28 protein-coding genes and 2 tRNA genes are annotated in these 25,654 nt (G+C 63.8%); 10 read left to right on the forward strand and 20 right to left on the reverse strand.

Annotated elements, in window-relative coordinates:
- Positions 1-68 precede the first annotated feature (68 nt).
- The 3 genes from CV102_RS24675 to CV102_RS24685 all read right to left on the reverse strand — a co-directional run bounded on the left by CV102_RS24675 (position 69) and on the right by CV102_RS24685 (position 2,805).
- Complete coding sequence (locus CV102_RS24675) at positions 69-752, reverse strand: HAD family hydrolase (RefSeq protein WP_148860659.1); 684 nt, start codon at positions 750-752, stop codon at positions 69-71.
- Between the two features lie 216 nt (positions 753-968).
- On the reverse strand, positions 969-2,249 hold the full coding sequence (locus tag CV102_RS24680; protein WP_148860660.1) for a cation:proton antiporter: 1,281 nt from the start codon (positions 2,247-2,249) through the stop codon (positions 969-971).
- A 58-nt stretch (positions 2,250-2,307) separates the two neighbouring features.
- Positions 2,308-2,805 carry a cation:proton antiporter regulatory subunit gene (locus CV102_RS24685; RefSeq protein WP_148860661.1) on the reverse strand — a complete coding sequence of 166 codons (498 nt, stop codon included), beginning with the start codon at positions 2,803-2,805 and terminating at the stop codon, positions 2,308-2,310.
- 130 nt (positions 2,806-2,935) lie between these two features.
- On the opposite strand from CV102_RS24685, the gene CV102_RS24690 reads away from it, so the two are divergent.
- The 3 genes from CV102_RS24690 to CV102_RS24700 all read left to right on the forward strand — a co-directional run bounded on the left by CV102_RS24690 (position 2,936) and on the right by CV102_RS24700 (position 6,681).
- Entirely contained in the window at positions 2,936-4,690 is a 1,755-nt protein-coding gene (locus CV102_RS24690; protein ID WP_148860662.1) for a cation:proton antiporter, read from the forward strand.
- Positions 4,683-6,371 (forward strand): cation:proton antiporter, encoded by a 1,689-nt coding sequence (locus CV102_RS24695; protein WP_148860663.1) that lies wholly within the window; start codon positions 4,683-4,685, stop codon positions 6,369-6,371. Before CV102_RS24690 ends, CV102_RS24695 begins: the two co-directional genes overlap by 8 nt.
- A 115-nt stretch (positions 6,372-6,486) precedes the next feature.
- Positions 6,487-6,681 (forward strand): hypothetical protein, encoded by a 195-nt coding sequence (locus CV102_RS24700; protein ID WP_148860664.1) that lies wholly within the window; start codon positions 6,487-6,489, stop codon positions 6,679-6,681.
- Positions 6,682-6,728: 47 nt separating this feature from the next.
- Here CV102_RS24700 and CV102_RS24705 read toward each other — a convergent pair whose 3' ends face one another.
- A complete protein-coding gene (locus CV102_RS24705; RefSeq protein WP_148860665.1) occupies positions 6,729-8,426 on the reverse strand; it encodes a cation:proton antiporter in 1,698 nt (565 codons plus the stop codon).
- Positions 8,419-10,149, reverse strand: coding sequence for a cation:proton antiporter (locus CV102_RS24710; protein ID WP_148860666.1), 1,731 nt, complete (start codon positions 10,147-10,149; stop codon positions 8,419-8,421). The genes CV102_RS24705 and CV102_RS24710 overlap by 8 nt, the downstream gene beginning before the upstream one ends.
- 128 nt (positions 10,150-10,277) lie before the next feature.
- Here CV102_RS24710 and CV102_RS24715 point away from each other — a divergent pair, with 128 nt between their 5' ends.
- Positions 10,278-10,979: a phosphatase PAP2 family protein gene (locus tag CV102_RS24715; RefSeq protein WP_148860667.1), complete on the forward strand. Its 702-nt coding sequence runs from the start codon at positions 10,278-10,280 to the stop codon at positions 10,977-10,979.
- A 122-nt stretch (positions 10,980-11,101) separates the two neighbouring features.
- Here CV102_RS24715 and CV102_RS24720 read toward each other — a convergent pair whose 3' ends face one another.
- Entirely contained in the window at positions 11,102-11,470 is a 369-nt protein-coding gene (locus CV102_RS24720; protein ID WP_148860668.1) for a methylglyoxal synthase, read from the reverse strand.
- Between the two features lie 140 nt (positions 11,471-11,610).
- On the opposite strand from CV102_RS24720, the gene CV102_RS24725 reads away from it, so the two are divergent.
- A complete protein-coding gene (locus tag CV102_RS24725; protein WP_148860669.1) occupies positions 11,611-12,030 on the forward strand; it encodes a VOC family protein in 420 nt (139 codons plus the stop codon).
- A 64-nt stretch (positions 12,031-12,094) separates the two neighbouring features.
- Here the strand turns inward: CV102_RS24725 and CV102_RS24730 are convergent, their stop codons facing one another.
- Complete coding sequence (locus CV102_RS24730) at positions 12,095-12,661, reverse strand: DoxX family protein (RefSeq protein WP_148860670.1); 567 nt, start codon at positions 12,659-12,661, stop codon at positions 12,095-12,097.
- Between the two features lie 191 nt (positions 12,662-12,852).
- Between CV102_RS24730 and pyrF the strand changes: the two genes are divergently transcribed.
- Entirely contained in the window at positions 12,853-13,653 is an 801-nt protein-coding gene (gene pyrF, locus CV102_RS24735; RefSeq protein WP_148860671.1) for an orotidine-5'-phosphate decarboxylase, read from the forward strand.
- Here pyrF and CV102_RS24740 read toward each other — a convergent pair.
- From CV102_RS24740 to CV102_RS24750, 3 genes are all read right to left on the reverse strand, one after another.
- Positions 13,650-13,904, reverse strand: a complete 255-nt coding sequence (locus CV102_RS24740) for a hypothetical protein (RefSeq protein WP_148860672.1) — start codon at positions 13,902-13,904, stop codon at positions 13,650-13,652. The two genes, pyrF and CV102_RS24740, sit on opposite strands and share 4 nt — an antisense overlap.
- A 20-nt stretch (positions 13,905-13,924) precedes the next feature.
- On the reverse strand, positions 13,925-14,104 hold the full coding sequence (locus CV102_RS24745; RefSeq protein ID WP_148860673.1) for a hypothetical protein: 180 nt from the start codon (positions 14,102-14,104) through the stop codon (positions 13,925-13,927).
- Between the two features lie 125 nt (positions 14,105-14,229).
- Positions 14,230-14,643, reverse strand: coding sequence for a DUF7344 domain-containing protein (locus CV102_RS24750; protein ID WP_148860674.1), 414 nt, complete (start codon positions 14,641-14,643; stop codon positions 14,230-14,232).
- Positions 14,644-14,831: 188 nt separating this feature from the next.
- Between CV102_RS24750 and CV102_RS24755 the strand changes: the two genes are divergently transcribed.
- Positions 14,832-16,061, forward strand: coding sequence for a DUF7504 family protein (locus CV102_RS24755; RefSeq protein ID WP_187433109.1), 1,230 nt, complete (start codon positions 14,832-14,834; stop codon positions 16,059-16,061).
- 67 nt (positions 16,062-16,128) lie between these two features.
- Complete coding sequence (locus tag CV102_RS24760) at positions 16,129-18,210, forward strand: hypothetical protein (RefSeq protein WP_233710816.1); 2,082 nt, start codon at positions 16,129-16,131, stop codon at positions 18,208-18,210.
- Positions 18,211-18,232: 22 nt separating this feature from the next.
- Here CV102_RS24760 and CV102_RS27110 read toward each other — a convergent pair whose 3' ends face one another.
- Complete coding sequence (locus CV102_RS27110) at positions 18,233-18,367, reverse strand: DUF7503 family protein (RefSeq protein ID WP_267903145.1); 135 nt, start codon at positions 18,365-18,367, stop codon at positions 18,233-18,235.
- 419 nt (positions 18,368-18,786) lie between these two features.
- Between CV102_RS27110 and CV102_RS24765 the strand changes: the two genes are divergently transcribed.
- A complete protein-coding gene (locus tag CV102_RS24765) occupies positions 18,787-20,388 on the forward strand; it encodes a GTPBP1 family GTP-binding protein (RefSeq protein ID WP_148860675.1) in 1,602 nt (533 codons plus the stop codon).
- 36 nt (positions 20,389-20,424) lie between these two features.
- Here the strand turns inward: CV102_RS24765 and CV102_RS24770 are convergent, their stop codons facing one another.
- The 4 genes from CV102_RS24770 to CV102_RS24785 all read right to left on the reverse strand — a co-directional run bounded on the left by CV102_RS24770 (position 20,425) and on the right by CV102_RS24785 (position 22,876).
- A complete protein-coding gene (locus CV102_RS24770) occupies positions 20,425-21,108 on the reverse strand; it encodes an HAD family hydrolase (RefSeq protein ID WP_148860676.1) in 684 nt (227 codons plus the stop codon).
- A gap of 68 nt (positions 21,109-21,176) precedes the next feature.
- Positions 21,177-21,665 carry a hypothetical protein gene (locus CV102_RS24775; protein WP_148860677.1) on the reverse strand — a complete coding sequence of 163 codons (489 nt, stop codon included), beginning with the start codon at positions 21,663-21,665 and terminating at the stop codon, positions 21,177-21,179.
- A gap of 2 nt (positions 21,666-21,667) precedes the next feature.
- Positions 21,668-22,600 carry a methenyltetrahydromethanopterin cyclohydrolase gene (gene mch, locus CV102_RS24780; protein ID WP_148860678.1) on the reverse strand — a complete coding sequence of 311 codons (933 nt, stop codon included), beginning with the start codon at positions 22,598-22,600 and terminating at the stop codon, positions 21,668-21,670.
- 69 nt (positions 22,601-22,669) lie between these two features.
- Positions 22,670-22,876 (reverse strand): heavy-metal-associated domain-containing protein, encoded by a 207-nt coding sequence (locus CV102_RS24785; protein WP_148860679.1) that lies wholly within the window; start codon positions 22,874-22,876, stop codon positions 22,670-22,672.
- Between the two features lie 96 nt (positions 22,877-22,972).
- Between CV102_RS24785 and CV102_RS24790 the strand changes: the two genes are divergently transcribed.
- Positions 22,973-23,425 carry a universal stress protein gene (locus tag CV102_RS24790; protein WP_148860680.1) on the forward strand — a complete coding sequence of 151 codons (453 nt, stop codon included), beginning with the start codon at positions 22,973-22,975 and terminating at the stop codon, positions 23,423-23,425.
- 11 nt (positions 23,426-23,436) lie between these two features.
- Here the strand turns inward: CV102_RS24790 and CV102_RS24795 are convergent, their stop codons facing one another.
- The 5 genes from CV102_RS24795 to CV102_RS24815 form a co-directional block, all read right to left on the reverse strand.
- Positions 23,437-23,751: an MTH1187 family thiamine-binding protein gene (locus CV102_RS24795; protein WP_148860681.1), complete on the reverse strand. Its 315-nt coding sequence runs from the start codon at positions 23,749-23,751 to the stop codon at positions 23,437-23,439.
- A gap of 123 nt (positions 23,752-23,874) precedes the next feature.
- Complete coding sequence (locus tag CV102_RS24800) at positions 23,875-24,228, reverse strand: HalOD1 output domain-containing protein (protein ID WP_148860682.1); 354 nt, start codon at positions 24,226-24,228, stop codon at positions 23,875-23,877.
- Positions 24,229-24,446: 218 nt separating this feature from the next.
- Positions 24,447-24,776 (reverse strand): DUF5789 family protein, encoded by a 330-nt coding sequence (locus CV102_RS24805; RefSeq protein WP_148860683.1) that lies wholly within the window; start codon positions 24,774-24,776, stop codon positions 24,447-24,449.
- Between the two features lie 332 nt (positions 24,777-25,108).
- A tRNA-Gly gene (locus CV102_RS24810) sits at positions 25,109-25,179 on the reverse strand.
- A gap of 393 nt (positions 25,180-25,572) precedes the next feature.
- Positions 25,573-25,643: transfer RNA gene (locus CV102_RS24815), tRNA-Gly, on the reverse strand.
- Positions 25,644-25,654: the final 11 nt, after the last annotated feature.

A 25,654-nucleotide genomic window follows, 5' to 3' on the forward strand; every position in this document is an offset into this window, starting at 1 on the left:
CGATCGAACCACGCGAGCGAAGCGCTCGTCGCGGTGTCGCACGATCGAAACGGGTGAGAAATCAGTTTCTACGAGCCGATACTGTGAGTCGTCCCGGCGAGTTCGGCGACCGCCGACGGGACGGCGGTCGAGACGTCCGACTGCTCGACGTGGGCGACGGCGCGCGGATCCGGCTCGGGGCCGCCCTCGAGCAGGACCTGGATCGCGCTCATCCCGGCGCCCGTCGCCCCCTGGATATCGGCCTCGACCTCGTCGCCGACGTACACCGCCGTCTCGGCGTCGACGTCGAGGGCGTCGGTAATTGCCTCGAACGCGCGGGGGTCGGGCTTTCCGGCCTCGAGTTCGCCCGTCACCAGCGCCGCGTCGAAGGCGTCCTCCCATCCCAGCGTCGACAGTTTGTCCCGCTGGGCGCGGACGGGGCCGTTCGTCAGCAGTCCGACCCGGTACTCGTCGCCGAGTTCCGCGAGCATCGATTCGACGCCGGGAAGCGGCTCGAGCGACGCCGCGATCTCGTCGCGGTAGGCGGTGGCGACGTCGGCCGGCTCGGCGTCGGTGTCTCGCCCGGCGAGTAACTCTTCGAAGATTGGTTCTCTGGTCTCACGGGTGAGATTTCGACGGTGGGCCTCGAGGTACGCGCTTCGTGACAGTTCCGGCGCACCGACGGCGTTCGCTGCGTCTTCGAGGATCGTCGCCCGGTCCCGCTGGGGAACGGCGAGCGTGTAATCGAGGTCGAAGACGACCGCCTGTAACATGCTCTTCGAGAGGAAGTCAACGTGCTTGAACCTACTGTTTCAGGAACGGAGGGGACGCGAACGAACCGCGGGGACGAGTCGGTCGATCCGCCGCTCGAGTGGCGCTTATACTGTCAGACAGACGTCAGTGAGGGGTCGGTCGCGAAATTCCGGCCGTCACCGGCGATGACGACCGAGTTCGAGCGACCGATCTTCGACTAGTGCTGCCCGACAGTATCAGTCGTCGCTCGGTTGCGGTGTCGGCTCCGTCTCGCTCTCGAGGAACGGGACGACGACGTCCTCGATCCGGTTGGCGTACTGCATGAACGTCGTGCCGAGGATGCTCATGAACAGCACGTAGCCGACGGCGAAGGCGTAGATCGTTTCGGCCGTTTCCACCGCGAGTCCGGTTCCCGCACCCGCGAGCGCGATACTCGCGATAATGAGCGAGAACTCGCCGCGGGTCGTCATACCGAGGCCGACCCGCACGGAGCGGCGCTCGTCGAGATCGTAGATGCGGCCGCCGAGGTAGCCGCTGACGAGTTTCGAGGGTGCCGTCAGGAGCACGGCGAGCGCGATGAGTCCGACGACGCCGAGGAACAGCGTCGGATCGGTGATCAGGCCGATCCAGAAGAAGAAGATCGCCGCGAAGGTGTCGCGAAGCGGCTCGAGCAGGTTCTCGAGTTCGTGGACGTGGTCGGTCGAGGAGAACGCCATCCCGACGAAGAAGGCCGCGACGGCCTCGCTGACCCCGAGTGCGAGCGCGGCGCCCGAAATGAGGACGGTGATCCCGAGTGCGCGAAGGACGACGAACTCGTGGGAGTTGATCTCCAGGCTGCGCTGGAACCAGGCGGTGCCGAGGTAGACGAGCAAGAGCAAGACGAGGATGAACGCCACCGCGATGCCGATCTGGCCGGCTGCCTCGCCGATGTCGCCGCCCCCGAGGACGAGCGCGGACGCGATCGCCAGGTAGACGGCGATGAACAGGTCCTCGTAGACCAGCGTCCCGAGCATCGGGTCGGCCTCGTCGTTGGCGATCCAGCCGAGGTCGATCAGCGACTTCGTGATGATCGCGCTCGAGGAGATGTAGACGACCCCGGCGGTGAGAAAGGCCGGAAGGAACGCGCCGAAGACGGCGTAGCCGATCACGAGGCCGATTCCGAAGTTGATTATCAGGTCGACCGTTCCGGCTTTCCCGATTCGCTCCTTGGCGGCGATCAGCCGATCGAGGTTGAACTCGAGGCCGAGGAAGAACAACAGGAGGACGATCCCGAGTTCGGCGGCGAGATGGATGAAGTCGGTTTCCGCGAGCGCGAGTGCTGCGCCGTGCGAGACGAGATCGGTCCCGAGCAGCGCTGGGAAGTCGATCCGGCCGAGCACGTACGGGTTCAGCGCCATCCCGATGAGGATGTAAAACGGGATGACCGACTGGTTGATTCGGTTGGCGAGCAGTCCGGCCAAAGCGACGGCTGCGAACAGGACGCCGACGTCGATCAGGGCGGTCGATTCAGCTGCCATCGGTTCTCCCTCCTCGTGGTCGCGTTCCGTCTCCTACCGGTCTCGTTCCAGGCATATCTCAGGCGGACCCGTCGGTAGCTTCGAGCATCGATTCGAACTGGTCGAGTGCAGTCGTTTCGCCGACCGCGACGATCGTATCGCTGCCCTCGATCCGCTTTTCGGCCGTCGAAGCGGGGATGACATCGTCGCCGCGTTGTACCGCGACGACCGCGACGTCGATCCGTTCGTCCGCGAGGATGTCGGCAATCGACTCGCCCGCGAGCGGCGAGCCGGCCGGGACGTCGAACCACTCGATGCTGGTGCCGTCGCCGAGTGTCGTCTCTTTGTCCTCGGTCTTGATCGGCTGGAAGTACGCTCCCTCGAGGATGGTGCCGACCGTTCGAGCGAGCTGATCGGAGAGTTCGAACAGCTTCTCGGAATCGGCGTCCTCGTCGGGTTTCAGAAAGACGTCGCGTTGACCGGTGTTGTGGATAACGACGACGAGCGTCTGTCCATCGTCGAGGTCGATCTGGAACTTCTTCCCGACGCCGGGGAGGTCACTTTCGGTAATCGGCATACGTCAGTGACCGTCGTCGTCGCTATTAAATCACCGGAGACGGAGCGAGGCGGGGACGGTACGTTTCGACGGAATCCGCCGAAACGGGTTCCGGTACTCTCATTCCCGTTCGACGCAAACGCCCGGTCGAATGGTCTCCGAGGTTGCACTCACCATCGATCTCGCAATTATTGTTTTCAGTGCGACGCTCGCCGGGTTCGTCGCCAAGCAAACCGGTCAGCCGACGATCATCGCCTACATCGTCGCCGGAATAGTGATCGGTCCGGCAGCCCTCGGACTCGTCGAAGTGAGCGAACTGACGGAGCTGCTGTCCGAACTCGGGCTCGCGTTCTTGCTGTTTCTGCTCGGAATCAAGATGCGACTCGAGGAGATCCAGTACATCCTCTCGCCGATCGTCAAGATTTCGATTCCGCAGATGACGGCGGTCTTTCTCGCGGGTGCGGGGATCTCGCTGGCGCTCGGCTTCACCCCGCTCGAGTCGCTGCTAATCGGTCTCGCGGTGATGTACAGCTCCACTGCGGTCGTCGTCAAGATGCTCACCGACAAAGACGAGGCGACGTCGCTACACGGCAAGATCGACGTCGGCGTCCTGCTCGTCCAGGACATCGTTGTCGTCATCATTCTGGCCGTGCTCGCGGCCGGCCGTCCGGACGACGTAGCCGAGGTCGCGACGACGCTCGGGGTCGTGCTCGTCCTCGTCGCACTCGTCACCGTCGCGGCCGTCGCCGCGTCGCAGACGGTGTTACCGCTCGTCTTCCGCCGGATCGCCGACAACAAGGAGGTGTTCTTCCTCGTCGCACTTTCCTGGGCGTTCCTGTTCGTATTCGTCTCCGACAACGTCAACCTCTTTCTGGCGCCGCTCGGCATCGAGGCGTACCTTTCGATCGAGATGGGGGCGTTCCTCGCCGGGTTGGCGATCGCACAGCTCCCCTACAGCAAGGAGCTGCAGGACCGCGTCAATCCGTTGACCGACCTGTTCGTTATGGTGTTTTTCGTCTCGGTCGCGCTCGACCTCGGGACCGATCAGCTCCTCTTTTACGCACAGGAGGCGGTTATTGCCGCGCTGGTATTGATGCCCGTGAAGTTCCTCGTGTTCTTTTACCTGATCGACTGGCAGGGGTTCGGTACCGAAACGACGTTTCTGGGCAGTATCAACATGATGCAGGTCAGCGAGTTCGGCATCATCGTCGCCGCCGTCGCGTTCGAGGGCGGGTTCATCGACGCCGAGGTACTCGGTTTCATGACGCTGCTCGCAATCTTCACGATGAGCGTTTCGGTGTACTTCATCGAGTTCAACCACCAGCTGTTCGAGCGGTTCGAACCGACGCTCTCGAGGTGGACCGGCGACGGCTCGTTCGAGGGCGGCAAGCGGGAGTACCGCGATCACGCGGTCGTCATCGGCTACGACGAAGTGACGCGCAACGCCCTCCCGATCCTCGCGGACCGCTACGAGGACGTCGTCGTCGTCGACCGAACGGTCGATCACATCGAGACGCTCGAGGAAGAGGGGTACGACGCGATCTACGGGGACTTCCGGAACGCCACGATCCGGAAGGACGCGGCCATAAAGAAGGCGGCGTTCGCCCTCTCGTCGTCGGTCCAGCCGGAAGTGAACAAGGCGCTGCTCAGAGAGGTCAGCGAGGACACCGTCGTCTTCGTCGAGGCCGAGCGGATCGAGCACGCGACCGAACTCTACGACAGAGGTGCACACTGCGTCGTCATGCCGCCGTACTTCGCCGCCGACAGACTCGCCGACTACCTGCGGGCGTATCTCGAGGAGGAAGCGCCCTTCGAAGAGGCGATCGACGACGACGTCGAGTTACTGGAGAGTCCGGAACCGTTCCCGGAACCCGCCGACCGCCTCGGAGGTGATCTCGATGACTGACCTGCTCACTGCGGTGTCGATCATGTTCATCATCACGGGACCGTTTCTGCTGGTGGCCAACCGGTTCGAGCTCCCGACCGTCCCGTTTTTCGTCCTCGCGGGGGTCATCGTCGGCTTCTTCGTCGACCCGGAGCTCACCCTCGAACTCGCCCAGTACGGGATCGCACTGCTCGTGTTCTCGTTCGGCGTCGACATCGAACTCTCGACAGTTCGGACGGTGCTGGTCGACAGCGAACTCGCCGCGTTTGGACAGATTCTCGTCGTCGGTTCGCTCGGGTTCGGCCTCGGACTCCTGCTCGGCGTTCCGCCCGGCGAATCGATCTACCTCGGCGCCGCTGCGGCGCTCTCCTCGACGATCGTCGGGGCCGCACTGTTGCAACGGGAGTTCGACACGAACCTGGTTCGCGGGCGGCTGGCCAGATCCATCCACTTCGTACAGGACCTGCTCGCCATCCTGTTCGTGCTCGTCCTGAGCGCCGCGACGCTCGCGGTCGACTCCGTCGCAACGGTGGTCGGATACGGCGTCGGGTTGCTCGTCGCCGCCCTCATCGTCAACCGCTATCTGTTCGACGTCGTCGGCGAATTCGCTGGAGATTCGGACGAACTCATGATCCTCGCGGTCGTCGCGTTGCTCGCGCTGTTCGTCGGCGCGGCCGAGTTCGCGGGCATCTCGATCGTCGTCGGCGCCTTCGCCGCCGGGCTCGCGGTTCGTCACGACCCCGTCGAGTATCTGGGTCTGTTCAACGGCCTCGAGTCGATCAAAGACTTCTTCGTCGCCATCTTCTTCGTGACGATAGGCGCGCTCGTCGTCCTGCCGTTCGTCGAACTCGGATGGACCGAATCCGTCGAAAAGCTGCTTCTCGCGGGCGGCCTCGTGCTCCTGACCGCGGTGGTGAAGCCGGCGGTCACCACGGCGATCCTGATCTCCCAGGGGTACGAGGCTCGTACGGCGACGCTGACCAGCCTCAACACCGACCAGGTCAGCGAGTTCGCGCTCATCATCGCGATCGAAGCGCTGCTGCTCGGACTCCTGTCCCAGTCGGTGTTCGACGCGATCATCCTCGCCGCGGCGGTGACGATGGCGACCTCGAGTCTCAGCCAGCGCTACGACGAGCAGATCTACCGAACGCTGGCCGACCACGGGCTCCTCGGCAGCAGACACGAGAAAATCGACGAGTGGAGCGACGTGCCGGCCGACCTCTCCGATCACGTCGTGATCGTCGGCTACGGCCGGCAAGGGCAGACCCTCGTCGAAACCTGCGAACACCTCGACCACCCGTACGTCGTCATCGAAAACGACCCGGCCCGCAGGGACGCGGTCGCCGACTGTGACGCGTTCGTCTTCGGCGACGCGATGGAACGATACACCTGGGAGAAAGCGAACGCCGAGGACGCACGAATCGTGGTTTCGACGGTCAAATCCGAGTTCGTCTCCAGACGCATCCTCTCGTTCGGATTCGACACCGACCTCACCCTGCGTTCGGGTGACCGGGAAAGCGCCCTGGAACTGCTCGACGAAGGGGCACTGTACGTCAGCCACTCGGATCTGCTCGCCGGACAGCAACTCGCCAAGCAGATCCGGGCGCTCGTCGACGGCGAACTGACGCCGGCGGAGCTTCGCGAACGACAGCAAGCCGAACTGGAGGACCGTGCCGACCGTCTCCCACATATTTTCCACTGAGGCGCCGTCCGTCGGCGAGCGTGGTCTCGACCCGTCGGCTTCGAAGCGATCCTGAGGGCGCAAGCGTCGTACCGCCAAGGGTTTTCCATCTGCCCTGAGTACGGTAGCGACACCGATGTTCGAGTCAGTCGATCCCGTCCGTCTGCTCCGGAACCTCGGCATCTACGTCGTAGCGGTTCTCGTCGCGATCGTCGGCGCGATCGGACTGATCGACGTGATCGACGTTCCCGCGGTCATCGCGGGACTGTTGCTCGCCCTCGGGCTCGGGGTCGTCCTCGCCGTTCACGAGTACCTCGACGGCCCGTTCTAAGCCCCATCGAGCTCGCCGTCGACGGAAGCGAGGGCACCTGGCCCCACTCAGTACTGTTCGCGCTGCGTTGTGAACCCGTACCGCTCGAGTTCGGCCAGGCTGTCGAGGTGGTCCGATGCGAGCGTCTCCGCGTCCGTCTCGTCCTCGAGCAACGCGTCGACGATCTCGACCAGCTGTTCGCCAGCCAGGATGTCCGGGACGGTGACGTACGTCGCGCCGGTCTCGACGAGTTTCGCGGCCTGTTCGGCGTCGTCGGACCGAAGGACGACGTTGGCGTCGGTCTCGAGTTCGAGCAGGTGGTCGGAAACCGGGCGGTGATCGACGGTCGAAACGACGAGCGCGGCGTCCTCGAGGCTGGCCTTCTGCCACGGGTAGGTCGACATCGCGTCGCCGAAGACGTGGTTCCGGCACTCGGCTTCGAGCCGGTCGTACAGCGCGGGATCGTTCTCGATGACGACGTAGTCCCGATCGAGGTCCTCGAGAGTTTCGACGAGGCGACGGCCTTGCCGGCCGTAGCCGACGATCACGACGTGATCGGAGAGGTCGTCCGCGACGCGGCTGTACTGGTCGACCTTCCGCGTTCGCTGCTCGGTGAAGAACCGCGAGATGACCGCCGAGTACAGATCTTCCTCGGTGCGTCTGGCGACGGCGGTGAGCAGCATCGTCACGGCCGCTCCGAGGATGATCGCGTTGAACATATCCTCGGTTATGGTCCCCATGAGCAGCGCTTGGATCGCGATGACGAGCGAGAACTCGCTGACCTGGTTGAGTCCGGTCGTCGCGAAAAACGCCGTTCGAACGTCGTACCCCTCGTAGACGAACGCCAGAAGCAAGACGATCGGATTGACGGCCGCTACCAGCGCCACGAGCACCAGCGCGATCGTCGCCGTCTCGAGGGTCGGGATCGAGACCAGCGCGCCGACGGTGACGAAGAAGATGGTGACGAAGAAGTCCCTGATCGAGTCGATTCCGTTGCCAACGGCGAGCGACTGCGTGCCATCGTTTCTGATCGCGATCCCGGCGGCGAAGGCGCCGACGACGATCGAGATCCCGAAGTACTCGGCGGCCGCGAGGAAAGCGACCAGAATCGAGACGCTCCCCATCAACACGAGCTCGTCCGAGCCGTCGGCGGCCCGGACCAATAGCGGAAACCCATGACGGTAGATCACGAGCCCGGCGACGATCAACACGACGCCGTATCCGATCTTCGACGCGACGGCGTCGGCGGTCATTACCTCCGTACTGAGGATCAGGAGGAGCGCGATCGCGACCAGATCGTCGAAGAAGTGGATCGAGGACGCGAGCCGACCGTGGACGAGGTTGTCGCGGATCTCGGTCTCGAGCATCCCGGCGCCGACGAGCGTCGAGCTCAGGGTGACGGCGGCGCTGAAGTAGATGGCATTTCTGAGCGGATCGGCGAAGCCGAAGACCTCGCCGAGGACGTAGCCGGCGCCGAACGCGATCGGTGCGACGACGAGTAGCTGGGTTATCGCGGCGATCTCGCCGTCTCTGAGCACCGACTGGACGTCGCCGAGGTCGAGCCGGATCCCGAAGACGAACACGAGAAACGCGATCCCCCACTGGGCCAACACCAGCAGCTCGTCGAGCCCGATGGTCCATCCGACGGCGAGCCCGGCGAGGAGATAGAACGGAACGGTCGGCAGCCGGAACTGGTTGGCGACGAACAATAGCACACCGGCGGCAACGAAGATGATGCCGAGATCGACGATCAGCGCCTCAACCATCGGTCTCACCCCCGTCTCCGACCATCCTGTCGGCCGGCTCGTGACCGCGCCGTCTGAGCCGCTCGAGATCGTCGTTGATCGTCTCGTCGAACGACGACTGATCCTCGAGATACCGCTCGAGGTACTCGCCGAGCATCTCTGCGGTCAGGTGCGTGCTCATGACGACGTAGGTCGCGCCGCGGTCGTAGAGGGCGCGAGCGTCGTCGATCCGCTCGGCCTCGACGAAGACGACGGCGTCGTCGTCGACCTCCTCGAGCAGGGCCTCGTTGACCTCGCGTTCGACGCTCGAACTCAACACGAAACTCGCCTCCGCGAGGTTCGCCTCCTTTCGGATCTCGGAGTGGCGGAAGTCCCCGAAGATGTAATCGTAGGGCTCGTCCTCGTCGCTCTCGACTTGTCCTGCCCTGCGGTCGATGAGGACGACATCGTCGTACCGTTCCGCGAGAAACGGGAGGAGCCGTTCGGTGATGTCGTCCCGACCGATCGCGATGGCGTGATCGCTGTAGGTCGCGATCTCCGCGTCGCGGTCGTCTTCCGACTCGAATCGACGGAACCACGGCTCGACGCGAGCGTAGATCGCGTGGTTGTTGGCGACGATGTACGTCGAGACGGTCATCGTCAGCAGCGCCATCAGGGTGAGATAGCCGAGGATGTCGGGACCGATATACCCCTGCTGGATTGCCAAGGCCCCGACGATCAGCGAGAACTCGCTGACTTGAATCATGTTGACCGAGGCGAGAAACGTCGGCTCGACGCCGAACCCTTCCCGATCGATGAGGTAGAACATGATCCAGAAGTTTCCGACCATCAGCACGATCGAGGCGACGATCGCCTCCTGCCAGTAGGCGAAGAGACTCGCGGCGCCGCCCTCGATCTGGAGACCGATGCTCGCGAAGAACACGAGGATGAAGAAGTCGGTGATCGGCGTGATCCGGTCCTCGAGTTCCTTGCTGTAGGGCAGTTGTGCGAGGCTGAGTCCTGCCAGGAACGCACCGATCTCGATGCCACCGTCGAACTGGCTCTCCGCGGCGGCGATAAACAGGAACGCCCAGGCGATCGCGACGATCAGGAACACGTCCTTGTTGTCCGCAACGCGGCGGAACAGCTGCGGGAGGAGGTACTTCGAGGAGGCGATCGAGAAGATGCCGATGAAGGCCATCATCGCGAAGACGACCGCGAGCGTCTGGAGGATCTCGCCCGCGTTGTCGAGCGAGTCTGCGCTGAACATCGCGAGAACGACCACGAGGTAGATGTCCTGAACGATGAGGACCCCGACGTCGATCTTTCCGGGGAGGGTGGTGATCTCGTCTTTGTCAGAGAGCACCTTGACGATGATCGGCGTCGCACCGAACACCGTCGCCAGCGAGATGACGATGATCTCTATCGTTCCGAACCCGAGTGCCAGCGCGACCAGGAAGGCAAGCGCCGTCTGTAGAACGGTCTGTCCGACGGCGACGTTCGTCACCGGACGGAGGATCTCCTGGATATCGGAAAACCGCATCTTCATCCCGAGCAGGAACAGGAGGAATCCGAGGCCGAGCTCGGACATCAGGTAGACCAGTCCCTCGTCGGTGACGACGTCGAACGCGACCGGGCCGAGGATGACTCCCGCGGCGATGTAGGCGATGATCGTCGGCTGCCCAAGCTGCCTGACGAGGATACCGATGACTGTCGCGACGACGACGATGATTGCAAAATCGGCGGCGAGGGCGATCTGACTCATTGGGAGACCCGGATCATACCAGGGTTTGGAGATTCGGCACAGATACGCTTTTCTCCGAAGCGGGTGAACGATCGATCGTTTTCCAAGCAGTCTTTTGATTCGGGGGTGAACGACGGTACAACTGGAGTATGGACAGGGATCTCGGCGTCACCGAAGCGGTCCGTCGTACAGTGCCGGAGTGGACGGTCTCCCTCTTCGACGTGATCGCGCTTCTCGGCGACGAGTACCTCGTCGTGGCCGTCCTGCTGGGGATCGCGACCGCCGAAGCGGTCCGTTCTGTCCGACGGGGCGCCGATCGACCGCTCTCGAGGCGGACGGGGTTCGTCCTGGCTATCGTCCTCGGCGGACTGGCGCTGACGCTCGTTCTGAAGAGCGCGTTCGGGTTCTCGCGGCCGCCCGAATCGATGCAGGCGATTCCGCGGGAGGGTGAGGGGTTCCCCAGCGGACACACGATGGCGGCGACGATTCTCTGGGGAGCGCTGGCGCTCTGGAGTACGACGTCCACGCGCCGCCGACGGCTGCTCGGTGCGGCGATCCTCGTCGGACTCGTCGGCCTGTCGCGACTCGTCATCGGGGTCCACTACTTCGTCGACATCGTTGCGTCGGTTGGCTTCGGCGCAACATACCTGCTCGCGGCCGAAGCGGCGCTCGACGGCGATCCGGAGCGGGCGTTCGCGGTCGCCGTGGCACTCGGCGGACTGGCGCTGTTCGTCACCGGCGGGGCGACCGACGGGCTGCTGGCGTTCGCCGGCTGTGCCGGCGGTGCCGTGGGGTGGTGGACGCTGAACCGACCGGCAGTTCGAAACCTGTGGGCCGGCCTCGCCCAGTGAGCGACGGCCGCCCATACTGTCGGACAACACCAGTCGAAGATCTGTCGCTCGAACTCGGTCGTCACCGGTGGTGACGGCCTGAATTTCGCGACCGACCCCTCACTGACGTCTGTCCGACAGTATCAGTCGGCGAGCCCTTCGATGAGGAACTCCGCGGAGGCGAGGTTCGTTGCCAGCGCCGTGTCGTGGACGTCACAGATCCGCAGGAGCGCGGAGATATCCGGCTCGTGGGGCTGGGCGCGCAGCGGATCGCGAAGGAAGACGAGTCCATCGAGTCTGTCCTCCGCGACGTCGGCGCCGATCATCAGGTCGCCGCCGAGCGGGCCCGACTGCTTCCGATCGATCTCGAGGTCGGTTTCGTCCATCAGTCGCTTCCCCGTCGTCCCGGTCGCGATCAGTTCGTACTCCCGCAACTGTTCTTCGTGGGCCTGTGCGAACTCGATGAGATCCGACTTCTTCTCGTCGTGAGCGATGAGCGCGACGCGAGTCATACCTGACCGTCGGTCCAGAGGGACATAACACTGGGCGAAACACGACCGAACGGATTTCGATGGGAACGGAGAGAGACGACCACCATCGCGAATGGACCCGGGACGAAGCGCTTTTGGCGCCTCCCCACCGGATCGAACGCATGTCCACACTCAGCGCACACCACGTCGGGATCACCGTCAGCGACCTCGAGAAGACGCTCGCGTTCTACCGCGATACGCTCGGTCTCTCGGTCGTCGATCGGTTCGAGGTCGGCGGCGATGCCTTCGCCGACGCCGTCGACGTCGACGGTGCGAGCGCCCGGTTCGCCCACCTCGAGGCCGGCGACATCCGGCTGGAACTCGTCGCGTACGAGCCCGCGGAGCCGGCCCGCCCGGCGCCCGACCTCAACGAGCCGGGAGCGGCCCACGTCGGACTCGCCGTCGACGACCTCGAGGCCGTCTACGCGTCCCTCCCTGACGACGTTCCGACGATAAGCGAGCCGCGAACGACCGAGAGCGGAACGTCGATCTGCTTTCTGCGCGATCCCGAGGGGAACCTCGTGGAACTGCTCGAGACATAAGGCGTGAAGAAACGAAGGTTCGAAGCGAGTAGCGAAGGTACTGAAAAGAGATCCGCCGCGGCCCTCAGCCCAGGACGTACCGGAGCGTCGGGAAGCGCTCGACGAGCGTCTGCCCGCCGACCTCGATCCGCTCGATGTAGCGGTCCAGGCCGAGGATCCGGCCGGCGCCGAAGGCCGCGATGGCCAGGAAGACGACGGCGTAGATCAGCGTCGAGTCGAACAGCGCGAGCCACTGTCCCTCCCAGCCGCCGAGGTAGAACGCGCTCATCTGGATCGCCCCGCCGAGGGCGGCCAGTCGGACGAACGCGCCGGCGATGAGCGCCACGCCGATCAGCACCTGGGTCACCGGGACGACGACGTTGATGACCTCGAGCAGCATCGCGTTGCCCGCCATCGCGGCGTAGAGCCCGCTGACGGGGCTAACTGGGTCGACACCGTGGACGAGGAAGCCGCCGGCGTCGAACGGCTCACCGCTGACGAACGCGAATTTGCCGAGCCCGGCGAACAGCATCATGCCCCCCATCACGGCTCGTAGTGCGACGACGAACCACGCGCTGAGTGCGTGGGGTTCGCCAGTCAGATCGATTCCCCCATAGCGGCTTTCGAGCCGGTTTCGAGTTGTCGTAGACATTTTCGGTCACCTTTACAGTTATTCGTTTGTTCCCTCATTACATATACCGAGTAGAAGGTTCCCACCCCGTGGGAAACTCGCCCAGAATTTGGAGTTGTTTTCAGATCACTGTTCAGTTTCCGGTCGGAGTCACGTCGACCGATCCCGACAGGATAGCAATCTTTTCGACCGTTCGGTAGCGACTCCCCGCTATGAACTTCTTCGACCGCTTGCACGACCGAATTCGGACGGTCGACAGCGTCGTCTCGGTGGGACTCGATCCCGACCCGTCGCGCATTCCCGATCATCTCCAGGAGCACGACCTCCCGCGGTGGGCGTTCAACCGGCGAATCATCGACGCCACGCACGAGCACGCGGCCGTTTTCAAGCCGAACGCGGCCTTCTACGAGGATCCCGACGGGTGGCGAGCTCTGGAGGAGACTATCGCGTACGCGCACGGGAAGGGCGTACCGGTCCTCCTCGACGCAAAGCGGGCGGATATCGGGAACACGACGCGCCAGTACGCCCAGATGCTCGACAGCGTGGATGCCATTACGGTCAACCCCTACATGGGACGGGACTCACTGCAGCCGTTCCTGTCGGACGAGGAGTCCGGGGTCTTCGTCCTCTGTCGGACCTCGAATCCCGGCGGCGCGGACGTCCAGGATCTCGAACTCGAGACCGGCGAACCTGTCTACGAACGAGTGGCTGCGCTGGCGGACCTCTGGAACGAGAACGACAACGTCGGTCTCGTCGTCGGCGCGACCAAACCCGAGGAACTCGAGGACCTCCGCGAGCAGGTTCCCGACCTCCCGTTCCTCGTACCGGGCGTCGGCGCGCAGGGCGGCGACGCCGAGGCCGCCGTCGAGTACGGACTGGCGGATGGCGTCGGGTTGATCAACTCCTCGCGAGGGATCATTTTCGCGGGAGAAAACCGGGGTGAGGGGTTCGCGAGCGCCAGCGGCCAGGCGGCGAAACGGCTCAAAAAGCGGCTGAATCAGTACCGGGACTAATCTTCGCAGGTCGGCGAGACGACGCGACCGGCGACCAGTCCGTCGACGACCCGGCCGACGATCTCCACCTCGACCGGCTGCGGCGGCGGTCGCTCCTCGAGCAGGTCGAGTCCCTCGACGACGGCGACGTCCATCGGGCTCGCGTCGTAGGGATGGGTGGCGACGAGGGTTTCGTCTCGCTGCTCGAGTTCGAGACAGAACGTCTCACCGACCGCGAGCGACTCGCTCAGCAGGTCTCGAATCGACGTCATTGCGGATCACGCCCCATCGGTCAGAACCGGTGGATGTCGACGTCGTCGGACTGTCGATCGGGCTGTGCCTGGGTAGCGCAGTCGGCACAGAGGCCCAGCTCCGACTCGTAGTGTACCTCACACGCGAGCGTCCCGCAGTTGGGACACCGCTCCTGAGCCTGCCGCGACTCACAGATCTGACAGAGGCCACTGATGCTCATGTCAGTCCATACGGACTCGAGGGGCTTGAAAGGGTGCCCGGCAGTACCGGGTCGCCGTCGCGACTCCTGCGGTCAGTGGTGGGAAATGACGGTGTGACACGAATCGGTCTCCGTCGATCGGAGTGCTACTCGGTGTCCATCTCGAGTGCGTGACAGCACTCGAGGATCTGCTCGAGGTCGTCTGACAGCGGCGTCCACCTGACCGCGCCGCTCCGACTGTCGTACTCGACCAGGTTGTGGTCGGCCAGTTTCGGCAGGTGATTGTGATAGAGGTCGATCAGTACCGGCTCCCGTTCGTCGTCGTCGATCTGTTCAGGTGGGAGGTCGGCCTCGCGGGCGGCGATGGTCGTCGCCAGCGAGTCGACGTCCGTGACCTCGTTCTCGGAGAGAGCGTACAGAACGTCACGGCGTCGTCGGTGGCTGAGCGCCGAGAGCAGTTCGTCGATCGGCGACCGTTGGCCGCCGACAGCAGGCGTGTCGAGCCGAAATTCGCCCGGTGCTGACCGTTTGTCGGAGTTTTCCGAACGATAATCACCCATATATCTGTGCAGTATCGATCAACGCTAATAAACTTGTTAGAGAAGTACTCTGCCGGAACGTCGGAAACAAATACAAAGTCAGATGTAACAGGCACGATTGTTTTGACAGGAGTTCGCATTATTTCTATCCTCTTTTCCGGTAGGATATCCGCGACCTTTTCGTGGAGCACCCTCGTACTCCGCTGCAGATGACGAACGACTGCCCTCGGACCGAGGACGGATCTCGAATGGGTAGCGAAGACGCTACGGCTACCGAGATCCGGACCTGTCCGAGTGTCGCAATCGTCGAGCAGATCGCGGACGAATCCGGGATTTCGCCGCTCGAGTTGCCGCCGCTGAACGACACGATCGACGCGGACGCGCTGTCCCAGTTGCTCGGTGACACCGACGAGTCAGCGAGCGACGCGCGGCCGACCGTCGTCTTCACGTACGCGAACCACCGCGTCTGTGTGACCGCGGACGGCCAGGTGACGCTCTCGAGTCCCGACGCGACCGAGATCTCGGTCGTAGACGAGTGGACGCACGTTTCGATCGTAGAGACGTCGGACGAGGCGGACGTCGCGACGCGCACCGTGTCGGCGGTCGCCGAACACTCCGGACGGGACCTCGAACGGGTTCAGTCTGCGATCGGAAACGTCGTCGATATCGACGCGATCGCTCGACTCGGCGAAGACCGCGGAAACGGGGCGTCGCGATCCGGAGCCACCGTGTTGTTCTCGGTACTCGGCTACGACGTCGTCGTCGAGTCCAACGGGACGATCGCCGTCGGATCCACACTCAAACGACTGAAGCAAACCGGCGGAAACGTGCTCATCGCCGGCGTCGTCCCCGACGCGCTCACCGACGTCGCCAGCGCCAACCTGCTCGGCGATCCGGAACGCGGTCGACGACACGTCTTCGCGTTACTCGACCGTGACGACACCGTCGTCCCCGCCCGTCTGGGTTCGACGGACGAGACGGCCGCACGCGTCGTCGATTACGCAGCGGCGTCGCGTTCTGCAGCGAGCGCACAGCCAAGCGCTGACGACGGTTCCGCTGTCACCGACCGACCGGCCGACCTTGACGAACTCGGGGCAGCGATCGAAACGCAGATCGAGACGCTCGTGACGGGAACGCCCCTCTGTGAACCCGGAGAGATTCGCCTCTGTGTCGACTCGCTGCGGCCGGTGCTGGATCAGCGCGGCGCGGAGGGGACCATCGCGTTTCTCGAACCGATCTTCGACTCGATCCGAGACGCGTCGGGACTCGCACACTACGTCCTTCCGGTCGACCGAGACGATCCGGTCGTCCGGACGCTCGAGTCGCTGTTCGACGCGACGATCGAACTTCGAGTGAGTGAGTCGGGCCCCGAACAGCGGTGGCACCTCCACGAGAGCAATTACACGACCGACTGGTTCGCCCTCACCTCCGTTCAGTGAACGCCCGCGATCCCACCCGAGGACGTGTCGCTCGCGAACGAAACGCGATCGCCACTCGAGGATAAGCGTGAACCCAACGTTTCAACCGGTCGACGACAGACCCGGACTGACCGTCGTCGATCCCGTCGAAAACAAACAGTATCCGTTCCAGACCTCCGGCGCAGTCTCGCCGCACTCGACCGACGCCGAGGGGTTTTACTTTCCGGTCGACGCCGCCGTCTCGTTCACCACGAACGAGCTCGTGTTGCCCTACGTCGTCCCGATCTACGTCCGGGATCCGTCGGGCGAGATGATCCTCGAGGCCGAACACTACGCCTACGAGACGCTACCCGAGGGAACGTACATCCTCGAGTTGATGGCTCCGATCAAACTCTACGTCCGCGTTCGAAGCGGGCTGACGATCGCGTCCTCCGACGACCGCCTGTCGTTCGATTTCGGCGGACCGACGTCCGTTCGACTGGGCGCACGCTCGCGTCACAAGCGTCCCGCGGCGACGGTCGCGACGACGGCCGAACCGGCCGATCTGGCGCGCGCCGTCTCCACGTTCGGCTCCGCACTGAAGACGACCCGCTGCGATCGATCGCTTCCCTCGTTTCGGGGCCATCCACCTCGTCTCGTACTCGAGGACGAACTCCGAATTCCGGAGGGGGTCGAATCGCCGGATACCGGCATCACGATCGTCGTGCCACCGGAGCGGACGGCGGTCTACGCCGTCAGCCCGCTGGCCTACTACCTCGGGGCGACCGTCGAAACGGGGTCGTACCCCCGGATCGAAACCGATCGCGGATTCGAGTTCTCGCTCGATCGGTCGGACGAACCGTTCGACCGGACGGTCCAGCGGGTTCTCGAACACGTGTTCTTTTTCGACTGCGTGACTCGGACGGAGGGATTGTATCAGGTCGACCTCCACGAGCGCCGCCGTCTCGAGGAGCGCGTCGAGCTGGCGTTCGACGAGCTGTACGAGGCGCCGCTGGCCGATCGGCTGGCCACCGTGCTTTCGGTGCCGTTCGAGACCGTCGCTGACCTCGCCCCGCAGTGGCACCTCGTTACACACGCGACGGCGGCGTCGGAGAACGTGGCGACGCTTCCGTTTCTCGCAAACGAGCTCTCCGTCGTCCGGACGGCCCCGGAAGGGAGAGAACGCGACGCCTCCTCGTCGGCGCGACCAGCCGCCATCGACGAGTTCACGCGCTCGAGCACCCGGTCGGCGGAAGACGATCTCGACTCGGCCTCGATCGACTCCTACGTCTCACCGCCCGACGTCGACGCCTTCGAACAGGCGTGGCTGGGCGACGGCGTTCCGATCGGGGCGAACAAACTCTCACGAACCGCGTTCGAGAACGGACTCGATCGATCGACGTCCAGCGAGGGTGTCGAGGTGACGATCGTCTGTAACGATCCGAAGATGGCTGCGGAGTTCGAAGCGAGCGAAGATGGCCTCTACGGTGAGCGCGAAAAGCTCCCCTTCGACGTCACCGTCCACCGAAACGTCTCCAGCGGCGACCTGCGTCGGCTCTTCGCCGAAGACGTCGACTTCCTCCACTACGTCGGCCACGTCAGGAATGGCGCCTTCGTCTGTTCCGACGGGACGCTCGACACCGGATCGCTCCCGGATATCGGTGTCGATGCCTTCCTGCTCAACGGGTGTCGCTCGTACGACGTCGGAACTCGGCTCATCGAGGAAGGGGGTGTCGGCGGAATCGTCACGCTTAGCGAGGTCGGCAATCAGGACGCGATCGCGGTCGGCCGGTTCGTCGCGAAACTCCTGAACAACGGGTTTACGCTCCGGTCTGCGGTCTCACTGGCGCGTTCTCACCGCCTGGTCGGCAATCAGTACATCGTCGTCGGCGACGGCGGCGTGGCCGTCGGACAGGCGGGAAGCGGCGTTCCGAACAGCTGTCGTATCGACCGGATCGACGACGAGACGTACCGGCTTCAGTTGCGGTTGTATCACGTCGACAGCGGTGTCGGTGCGCAGTACATCCCCTACCTCGACGGCGTGGACTGTCACTTCCTCGCCGGCAACGAACTTCCGCCGATGGAGGTTTCCGGTGAGACGCTGTCGCGGTTCTTGCGACTCGCTCAGATACCCGTGGAGTACGACGAAGAATTTTGTTGGTCGACGGACGATCGGTTCGCTACGCTGTAGCGACGGCGTTCCGAGTCGGGCGTTACCACGTGCCGCCGCCGTTCCCGGCAGCGACGGTGCCGGCCTGTGACAGCAGGAGGCAGGCGGCGAACAGGACGCCCATCAGTCGGGGGTGGTCTGCGAAGAACGCTCGTAATTGGCTGTTACTCGATGACATTACATCATTACTGTGATCGTGCGAGATCATATAATTTTCCTAAGAATTTTAGAACGTGATCAATAAGGCCTTCCATACGTCATCAAAAAATCAGAGACTGTAATACTGTATTTATTACAGATTACTGGATCAGAACCGAAACAAGCCCGAGAGGTACCCGTGAAATGGTCCAGAGCGGTGCCGCAGTTGCCGGGACGTAATACGTGTTTTCCAGGGATAATACTGGATTTCGCTCGAGATTCGTCGATCGGCGAGACGAGCACCGACTGGGCTGATCCCTGTACTGATCGAAACGAAATTTGACCGCGACTGTCTTCGTTCGTGAGTCGCTCTCCCCGCGAGTTAGCCACTGGCTGTGTACTGTGGTAACACTTCACCGGGGCGGGAAGTTTTTATCAGTTCGCCTGCTACCCGCACGCATGAGCCGTGACCGGGCCCTCCTCGACCGGGCCCTGGAACGTGGCGAACAGGACGGGGGTAGCGTCGAATTCAAGGAACGGCTGCTCCGAGACGTCCACCTCGAAGGTGGACGCAGGGAGAGTCTGGCCGCGCAACTCCGACACCGCATGCTCTCGGGTGACGGCGAGGCGACGTACGTCGTCGGCGTCACCGACGACGGCGGCCTCGCCGGTATCGATCCCGACACCTTCTCCGAAACGATGGACGTCCTCTCGTTGCTCGCGGAGGAAGCCGACGCCCACATCGACGACGTCCAGACGTGGGGTCTCGAGGGGGGAATCGTCGGCGTCGCGCGGATCTGCGACGGCGCGATCCTCGAGACCGACGACGAACACGTCGTCATCGGGACGGCCGGCCACGTCGACCACGGAAAGAGCACGCTCGTCGGCTCGCTCGTCACGGGGACGGCCGACGACGGCGACGGCGCGACGCGCGCATACCTCGACGTCCAACCCCACGAGGTCGAGCGCGGGCTCTCGGCAGACCTCTCGTACGCCGTCTACGGCTTCGACGACGACGGGCCGGTCCGCGTACGCAACCCGAACCGGAAAGCCGACCGCGCCGAGGTCGTCGAGGAGGCTGATCGACTCGTCTCGTTCGTCGACACCGTCGGCCACGAGCCGTGGCTCCGGACGACCATCCGCGGACTCGTCGGGCAGAAACTCGACTACGGGTTGCTCGTCGTCGCCGCCGACGACGGCCCGACGCGAACGACGCGGGAACACCTCGGGGTCCTGCTGGCGACCGATCTCCCGACGATCGTCGCGATCACGAAAACGGATGCGGTCAGCGAGGAACGGGTCCAGGAGGTCGAACGCGAAGTCGAGCGACTCCTCCGGGACGTCGACAAATCACCGCTACGGGTCGCCCGCCACGGCGTCGACGCCGCCGTCGAAGAGATCAGCGAGCGAGTGGTCCCGATCGTCGCGACCAGCGCGATCACGATGGACGGCCTCGAGACGCTCGACGAACTGTTCGATCGCCTGCCGAAGACCTCCCAGGACGCCGGCGAGTTCCGGATGTACGTCGACCGAAGCTACTCCGTAACCGGCGTCGGCGCGGTGGCCTCGGGCACCGTCATGGCCGGCGAGGTCGAGGCCGGCGACGAGTTGCTGATCGGCCCGATGCCCGACGGTCGGTTTCAGGAGGTCGAGGTTCGCTCGATCGAGATGCACTACCACCGCGTCGACAGGGCCCAGGCGGGTCGAATCGTCGGAATCGCGCTCAAAGGGATCAAGGAGAGCGCTATCGAACGCGGAATGGTCTTGCTCCCGCGAGACGCCGATCCCGACCCCGTCAGGGAGTTCGAGGCCGAGGTCATGGTGCTCAACCACCCGACCCGCATCGGCGACGGCTACGAACCGGTCGTCCACCTCGAGACGATCGGCGAGGCCGCCGCGTTCTACCCCGAAGACGGCCGGCTTCTCCCCGGCGACACAGGCGAGACGACCGTCCGGTTCAAGTTCCGTCCATATCTCGTCGAAGAGGGCCAGAAGTTCGTCTTTCGCGAAGGTCGAAGCAAGGGCGTCGGGACCGTAACCGACGTCCACCCGGCCCGGTGACGCACCGGTTTTTCGTCGCGAACGCGACTTCCTCGGTTAGTTCCAGAGCGGCGTCCGCAGATCGGTCAGTGACTCGAGGACGTAGTCCGGCTCCGGATCCGGCGCCTCGGACGCCGATCCGGCCTCGGGGATCCAGACCGATCGCACTCCCGCAGCCCTGGCGCCCGCGACGTCCGACGAGAGGGAGTTCCCGACGTAGACCGCGCGTTCTGCCTCCAGTTCGAGCGCCTCGAGCGCGACCGAAAACGGTTCGGGGTCGGGTTTCGGCCTGGTGTCGCATCCCGCGTACACGATCGTCTCGAACGACTCCAGGAACTCGATCGCCTCGAGTTTCTGTCGCTGCATCTCCGGGTGGCCGTTCGTGACCAATCCCAGGGCGTACTCGTCGGCGAACGCGTCGAGCACGGTCATCGCTCCCGGCAGCGGTTCGACGTTTCGCTGGTCGCGTTCTTCGCGGAACGCGCGGGCGACGGCGACCCCGTCTGCTCGATCGTGACCCGCCTCGACGGCGAGGTCGCCGAAGCACTGCTCGTGGAAGTCGGCGAACTCGACGTCCTTCTCGAGGTACTCGCGATACCGTCCGTAGTAGGTCGCCGGTTCGAAGACGGGCCCGACGCCGGCCTGCTCGAACGCCACCTCGAGTACGTCGGCTGCACTGCGACGGTAGCTGCAAAGCGTGTCGTCGAGATCGAACAGGACGGCCTCGGTCGGCGCCTCCATCGGTTGCAGAGACGACCGAGCGGGAGAAAAATCGATCGGTCGACCGCGATCCGCGCTGGACCTGGAGGTTACTCGTGTCGGTACCCGCCGTCGGTTCGTTCGACCAGTTCGAGCAGCACTGCCCACTCGAGCAGCCGCTCGATTCGTTCTTCTCGGCGCGCTTCGAGGCGACTCGAGCGCTCGTGTCGCTCATCCCCTCGACCTGCCGCTTCGAGTCGGGTCGCGACCGCCGTCGCGGAGAGCGGCTCGTCCGCTTCCTCGAGTCGAGCGAGCAGTTCGTCCGCACCGTAGAGACGGTCGCGAAACGTCCGCTGGAGTTCGTCGAGGTCGAGATCCACCTGCGTGCGAGCGAAGCCCGCCGCTTGCTCGGTCGCGAGTTCGAGCGCACGGAGGAAGGTCAGCCACTCGGCGGCCGCGTCGCGCGATTCGATCTCGGTTCGGTCGACGAGTCGGGCACAGCAGTCGTCCGTATCCTCCGGATCTCGAGGGACGGCCCGTCGAACGGTCTCGAGAAACTCGAGCGAGTTGGACGCCGGAGGAACGGGTTTGAACTGCACGCCTACAGATCGAACGACTCGGCGAGAAGTTCCTCGTCGGTCTCGCCATGGACGTACGTCGGCCCGCCGAGCACGTCGACGGTGACCTTCGCGGGGGCGAACAGGTCAGACGGGACTTCCTCGAACTCCCAGTCGAGGTCGTCGAAGACGTCGGCGAACGGGCGGCCGTGGTCCTCCGCGGCCGTCGACGGAATTGAGTCGAAGACGTCGGCATCCTCGCGGACGGTGAGGTGTGCGGTGCCGCCGTAGGCGAGCGCGTCGTTCGTCCGGGCGATCGCGGTCTCCTCGTCGGCCGCGACGGGTGCGACGGGCGCTCGACCCGTCGCCGAGACGATATCGAGCGGCTCGTAGCCGAGTTCCGTGAGTCGGTACGTGGCGAGTTCCGCCGCGCGCGCGGCAGTGGTGATACTCCCGGCGAGACTCGCGGTCCGATAGGCGAGCAGGAAGACACTGCTGGTCTCGACCTCGGCGAGGTCGGCGACCTGTTCGGCCGCCGACTCCGGCGGGAGTTCGTCGCTCTCGACGGCGAGCGCCGTCAGATCGAACGCGTCCGTGTAGCCGATCTGCCGGAACTCCTCCTCCTCTGCGACGAGCGCCCGAGCCGGGCCGCTACCGAGTCCCTCGAAATCCTCCGTCGTCAGTTCCCAGCCCGCCTTCTGCGAACACAGCAGCGAGAGCGCCGGCTGGTCGGTGCTCAGTTCGACGTACGGAATCGGTGCGCCATCGATCTCTCCCAGTTTTCGGCTCGGTGTCGCCATCCCGGCGGTCTGAATCTCCGTGAGCAGGAGTCCAGCCTCGACTCCGCCGTCGAACTCGACGCCGAAGTCGAGGACGGTCGCCTCGTTCTCGAGATCGAAGCCGCCGATGTTTAGCTCCTCGGCGTACTCGAGGGCCTCGTCGACCAACTCGATCGCCATCCGGTTTAGACTCTCCATACACTCCCTTCTGTGCCGCGCGTAAAACAGTTTGTCAGTTCGGTTCCGTGAGGGAGGGAGTCTGCGATCTCAGGCGACGACCTCGTACCCCGCGTTCTCGACCGCGTCGCGAATCGAGCCGACGTCGGTCGCCTCGTCGTGCTCGACGCGCACCTCGTCGTTCTCGTGGTTGGCGGTCGCCGACGAGACTCCCGAGAGAGCCTCGAGCGTCTCGGTTACGTTCGCCTCACAGCCGCCACAGGACATCCCGGTGACCTCGAGTTTCGTTTGTTCCATGCACGGGGCCACTCGCTCCAGGGAGTTCGTCTTTCCGTTCTACCGGAGCCAGAAACGGGTGGTAGTTTGATATGTACTCCCGCAAATACCGTGGGTATGTACACCATCCTCGTGCCGATCGACGAGAACGACGAACGAGTCGAGTCCCAGATCGAGACGATTCGCGGGCTGCCGGCAGCCCCTGCCGAGATTACCGTCGACGTCCTGCACGTCCGCGAAGAACTCGATTTCTCCGCCGAAGACATCGAGGACGTCTCGATCGGGACGCTCGAGACGGATCTCGAGGACCTGTCGTCACTTCCCGAGACGGCGTCACTGATCGCGACCGAATTACGGGAGTCGGGGATCGAAACGGCCGTCCACGCGGCTACCGGCCGACCAGCCGCCGCGATCGTCGACGTCGCCGACCGACGGAACGCCGACCAGCTCGTCCTCGGGGCGCGACGGCAGTCCCCAGTCGGCAAGGTCCTGTTCGGCAGCGTTGTCCAGTCGGTGCTGCTCGACGTCGACCGACCGGTGACGGTCGTCCCGGCACACGTCGACCCGTAACGGATCGACGGCTACTCGCTCCCACTTCTCGCCGGCCGTCCGAGTTCCTCCTCGACGGCCTCGACTTTCTCCGACGCGGCCACCTCGCGCGTTCGCTTGTCGTCGATCTTCAGAACGGTGCTCACTCGATCGCCGTCGACCGCGTCGTGAGCGGCCTGTGCCGCCGCGAACAGTTCGTCGGTGGAATCGGTCTCGATCACCGTTCCCATCGGATTCGTCTCGTACTCGACGTCGTACTCCTCGAGCGCCTCGACTGCCTTCGCGACTTCCCCGGCCATACTCTCCTCGGTTACCGGCGCGACGCTCAGTAGTGCAACAACTGTCATACTCGACAGTGACGCGTGCGCAGTTTCTAAAACCATCCCTTGACTGTGATTCCTCGAGCAGGCGCCGCCGTCGAGACGAAAGAGCCGTGCTGCAAACGACCGGATCGACCGATTGACTGCTCGTTAGCGGACCGGTCCCGGATGATTGGTCTCCGCCGGCGGGTAGATGATGATGTCACCGTTCGCGTAGACGTACACCTCGTGCTCGAGGGCGGTGAACGCGATGTGACCACCGGTTCGCCTGGTGCCGTCCGCTTTGGGCCGGAAGATCCGATCGAGCGCGTCGGGATCGATACTGTCGTAAAGCGAGAACTCTCCCTGGGAGACGTCGGTGTCCGCGATCGACGCGAGCGCGTGGACGATCGTCGTGGTTAACGTCGCAGTTCCGTCGTCGTCGTAATGGAAGACGTAGCGGTCGTTAGCCTGGTCGTACTGGACCTCGTTCGTCTCGTCGTCGGATGTGGTTTCAGTTTGCATAGGAAGAACTCGATCGTTCAACTGTCCACTGATCATAACGTCTCGGAGTATAAAAGCCGATCGCAGCCGGTAGCGTCGCTGTAGACGACTCTCGTCCCTGCCGGAGCGTCCGCTCGTCCGAATCGTCTCACGAGTTGAACAGCCTCGCCCGACGAGTCGCGTCGCGGTCGCTGGGTTCGGTATCGTCGAGAGTTACACGATCGAAACGCAGTCGCCGCTCAGAACGACTCGTTCGGCCACTCCTGTCGTTCGCCGAGCGCCGGCGGCGTTCGATCGCTGTACCCCTTTCGCCCGATCGCCCGTTCGCTGACGGTGTTGAAGATGGCCGCACGAGCCTCCGCAGCCGACTCGAAGTCCTCGTCGGGTAGCAACTCGAACAGTTCGCGAAGGGTCTCCTCCCCGCCGGGCAGTTCGAGTACGGCGCTCCCGTGCGCCTCGACCAGTTCGTCGCTCGTCGTCGGATACTGGTGTTCCTCGAGTTCTCGGGCGAGCGGACCGAAGTCGATACCGAGTTCTCGGGTCCGATCGGCAGTATTTGGTCCGGTCATCGCATACCAATCACGCGAGCGAACGGGATAAAGACCGGCCGTGGTTTCACCGCGAGTCTCCGGGTCGTGGCGCTATCGGCGTCTTTCTCGAGGACGGTTTCACTGTGGTTACCTGACTCAGTGTGTGATTAGTACGTGCTCGTCTCGCGACACCCCACCGCGGTCGCTCGTGGGAGTTGAATGCAGAGACTGCGCTGGCTGGGATTTGAACCACCTGAAGACGATTCTCGCTCACTTCGTTCGCTCGACTGCGTCTTCCGTAGTTCAAATCCAGGACCGATTTTCACTGAACAGACGACTCGCTTCGCTCGTCGTTATTGTTCAGTGAAAAGTGCGCTGGCTGGGATTTGAACCCAGGTTGTGACCATGGCAAGGTCACGTGATACCACTACACTACCAGCGCCCTGTTGCACTCGCATTTCTCTCGAGAGAATTCATAAGGGTTACGAATCGATCGATTCGAGCCTGGGATGTCCGCCTCGAGGAGTTCGTTCACGGGCCTAGCAGGCTGACTGGGATCTGAACTCCGCCCAGACGGTTCGGGTCGCTCGCTCCGCTCGTTCTCCGGCTGCAACTCGTCCAGTTCATATCCTGGACGACTTCATCGCTCACGGATGACGAGCACACGCTACGCGGTGCTCATCGGAATTGTTCAGTGAAAAGTGCGCTGGCTGGGATTTGAACCCGATGCAAATCTCGCTACGCTCGATTTCCGTGGTTCAAATCCGAGAACGATTTCTCCGAACACGGATACTCGCATTGCTACGCAACGCTCGCGATGTTGTGTTCAGAGAAATGCGCTGGCTGGGATTTGAACCCAGGTTGTGACCATGGCAAGGTCACGTGATACCACTACACTACCAGCGCCCTGTTGCACT

Origin of the sequence: Natronococcus pandeyae, assembly GCF_008122205.1 — an archaeon.
GTDB classification, from domain to species: Archaea; Halobacteriota; Halobacteria; order Halobacteriales; family Natrialbaceae; genus Natronococcus; species Natronococcus pandeyae.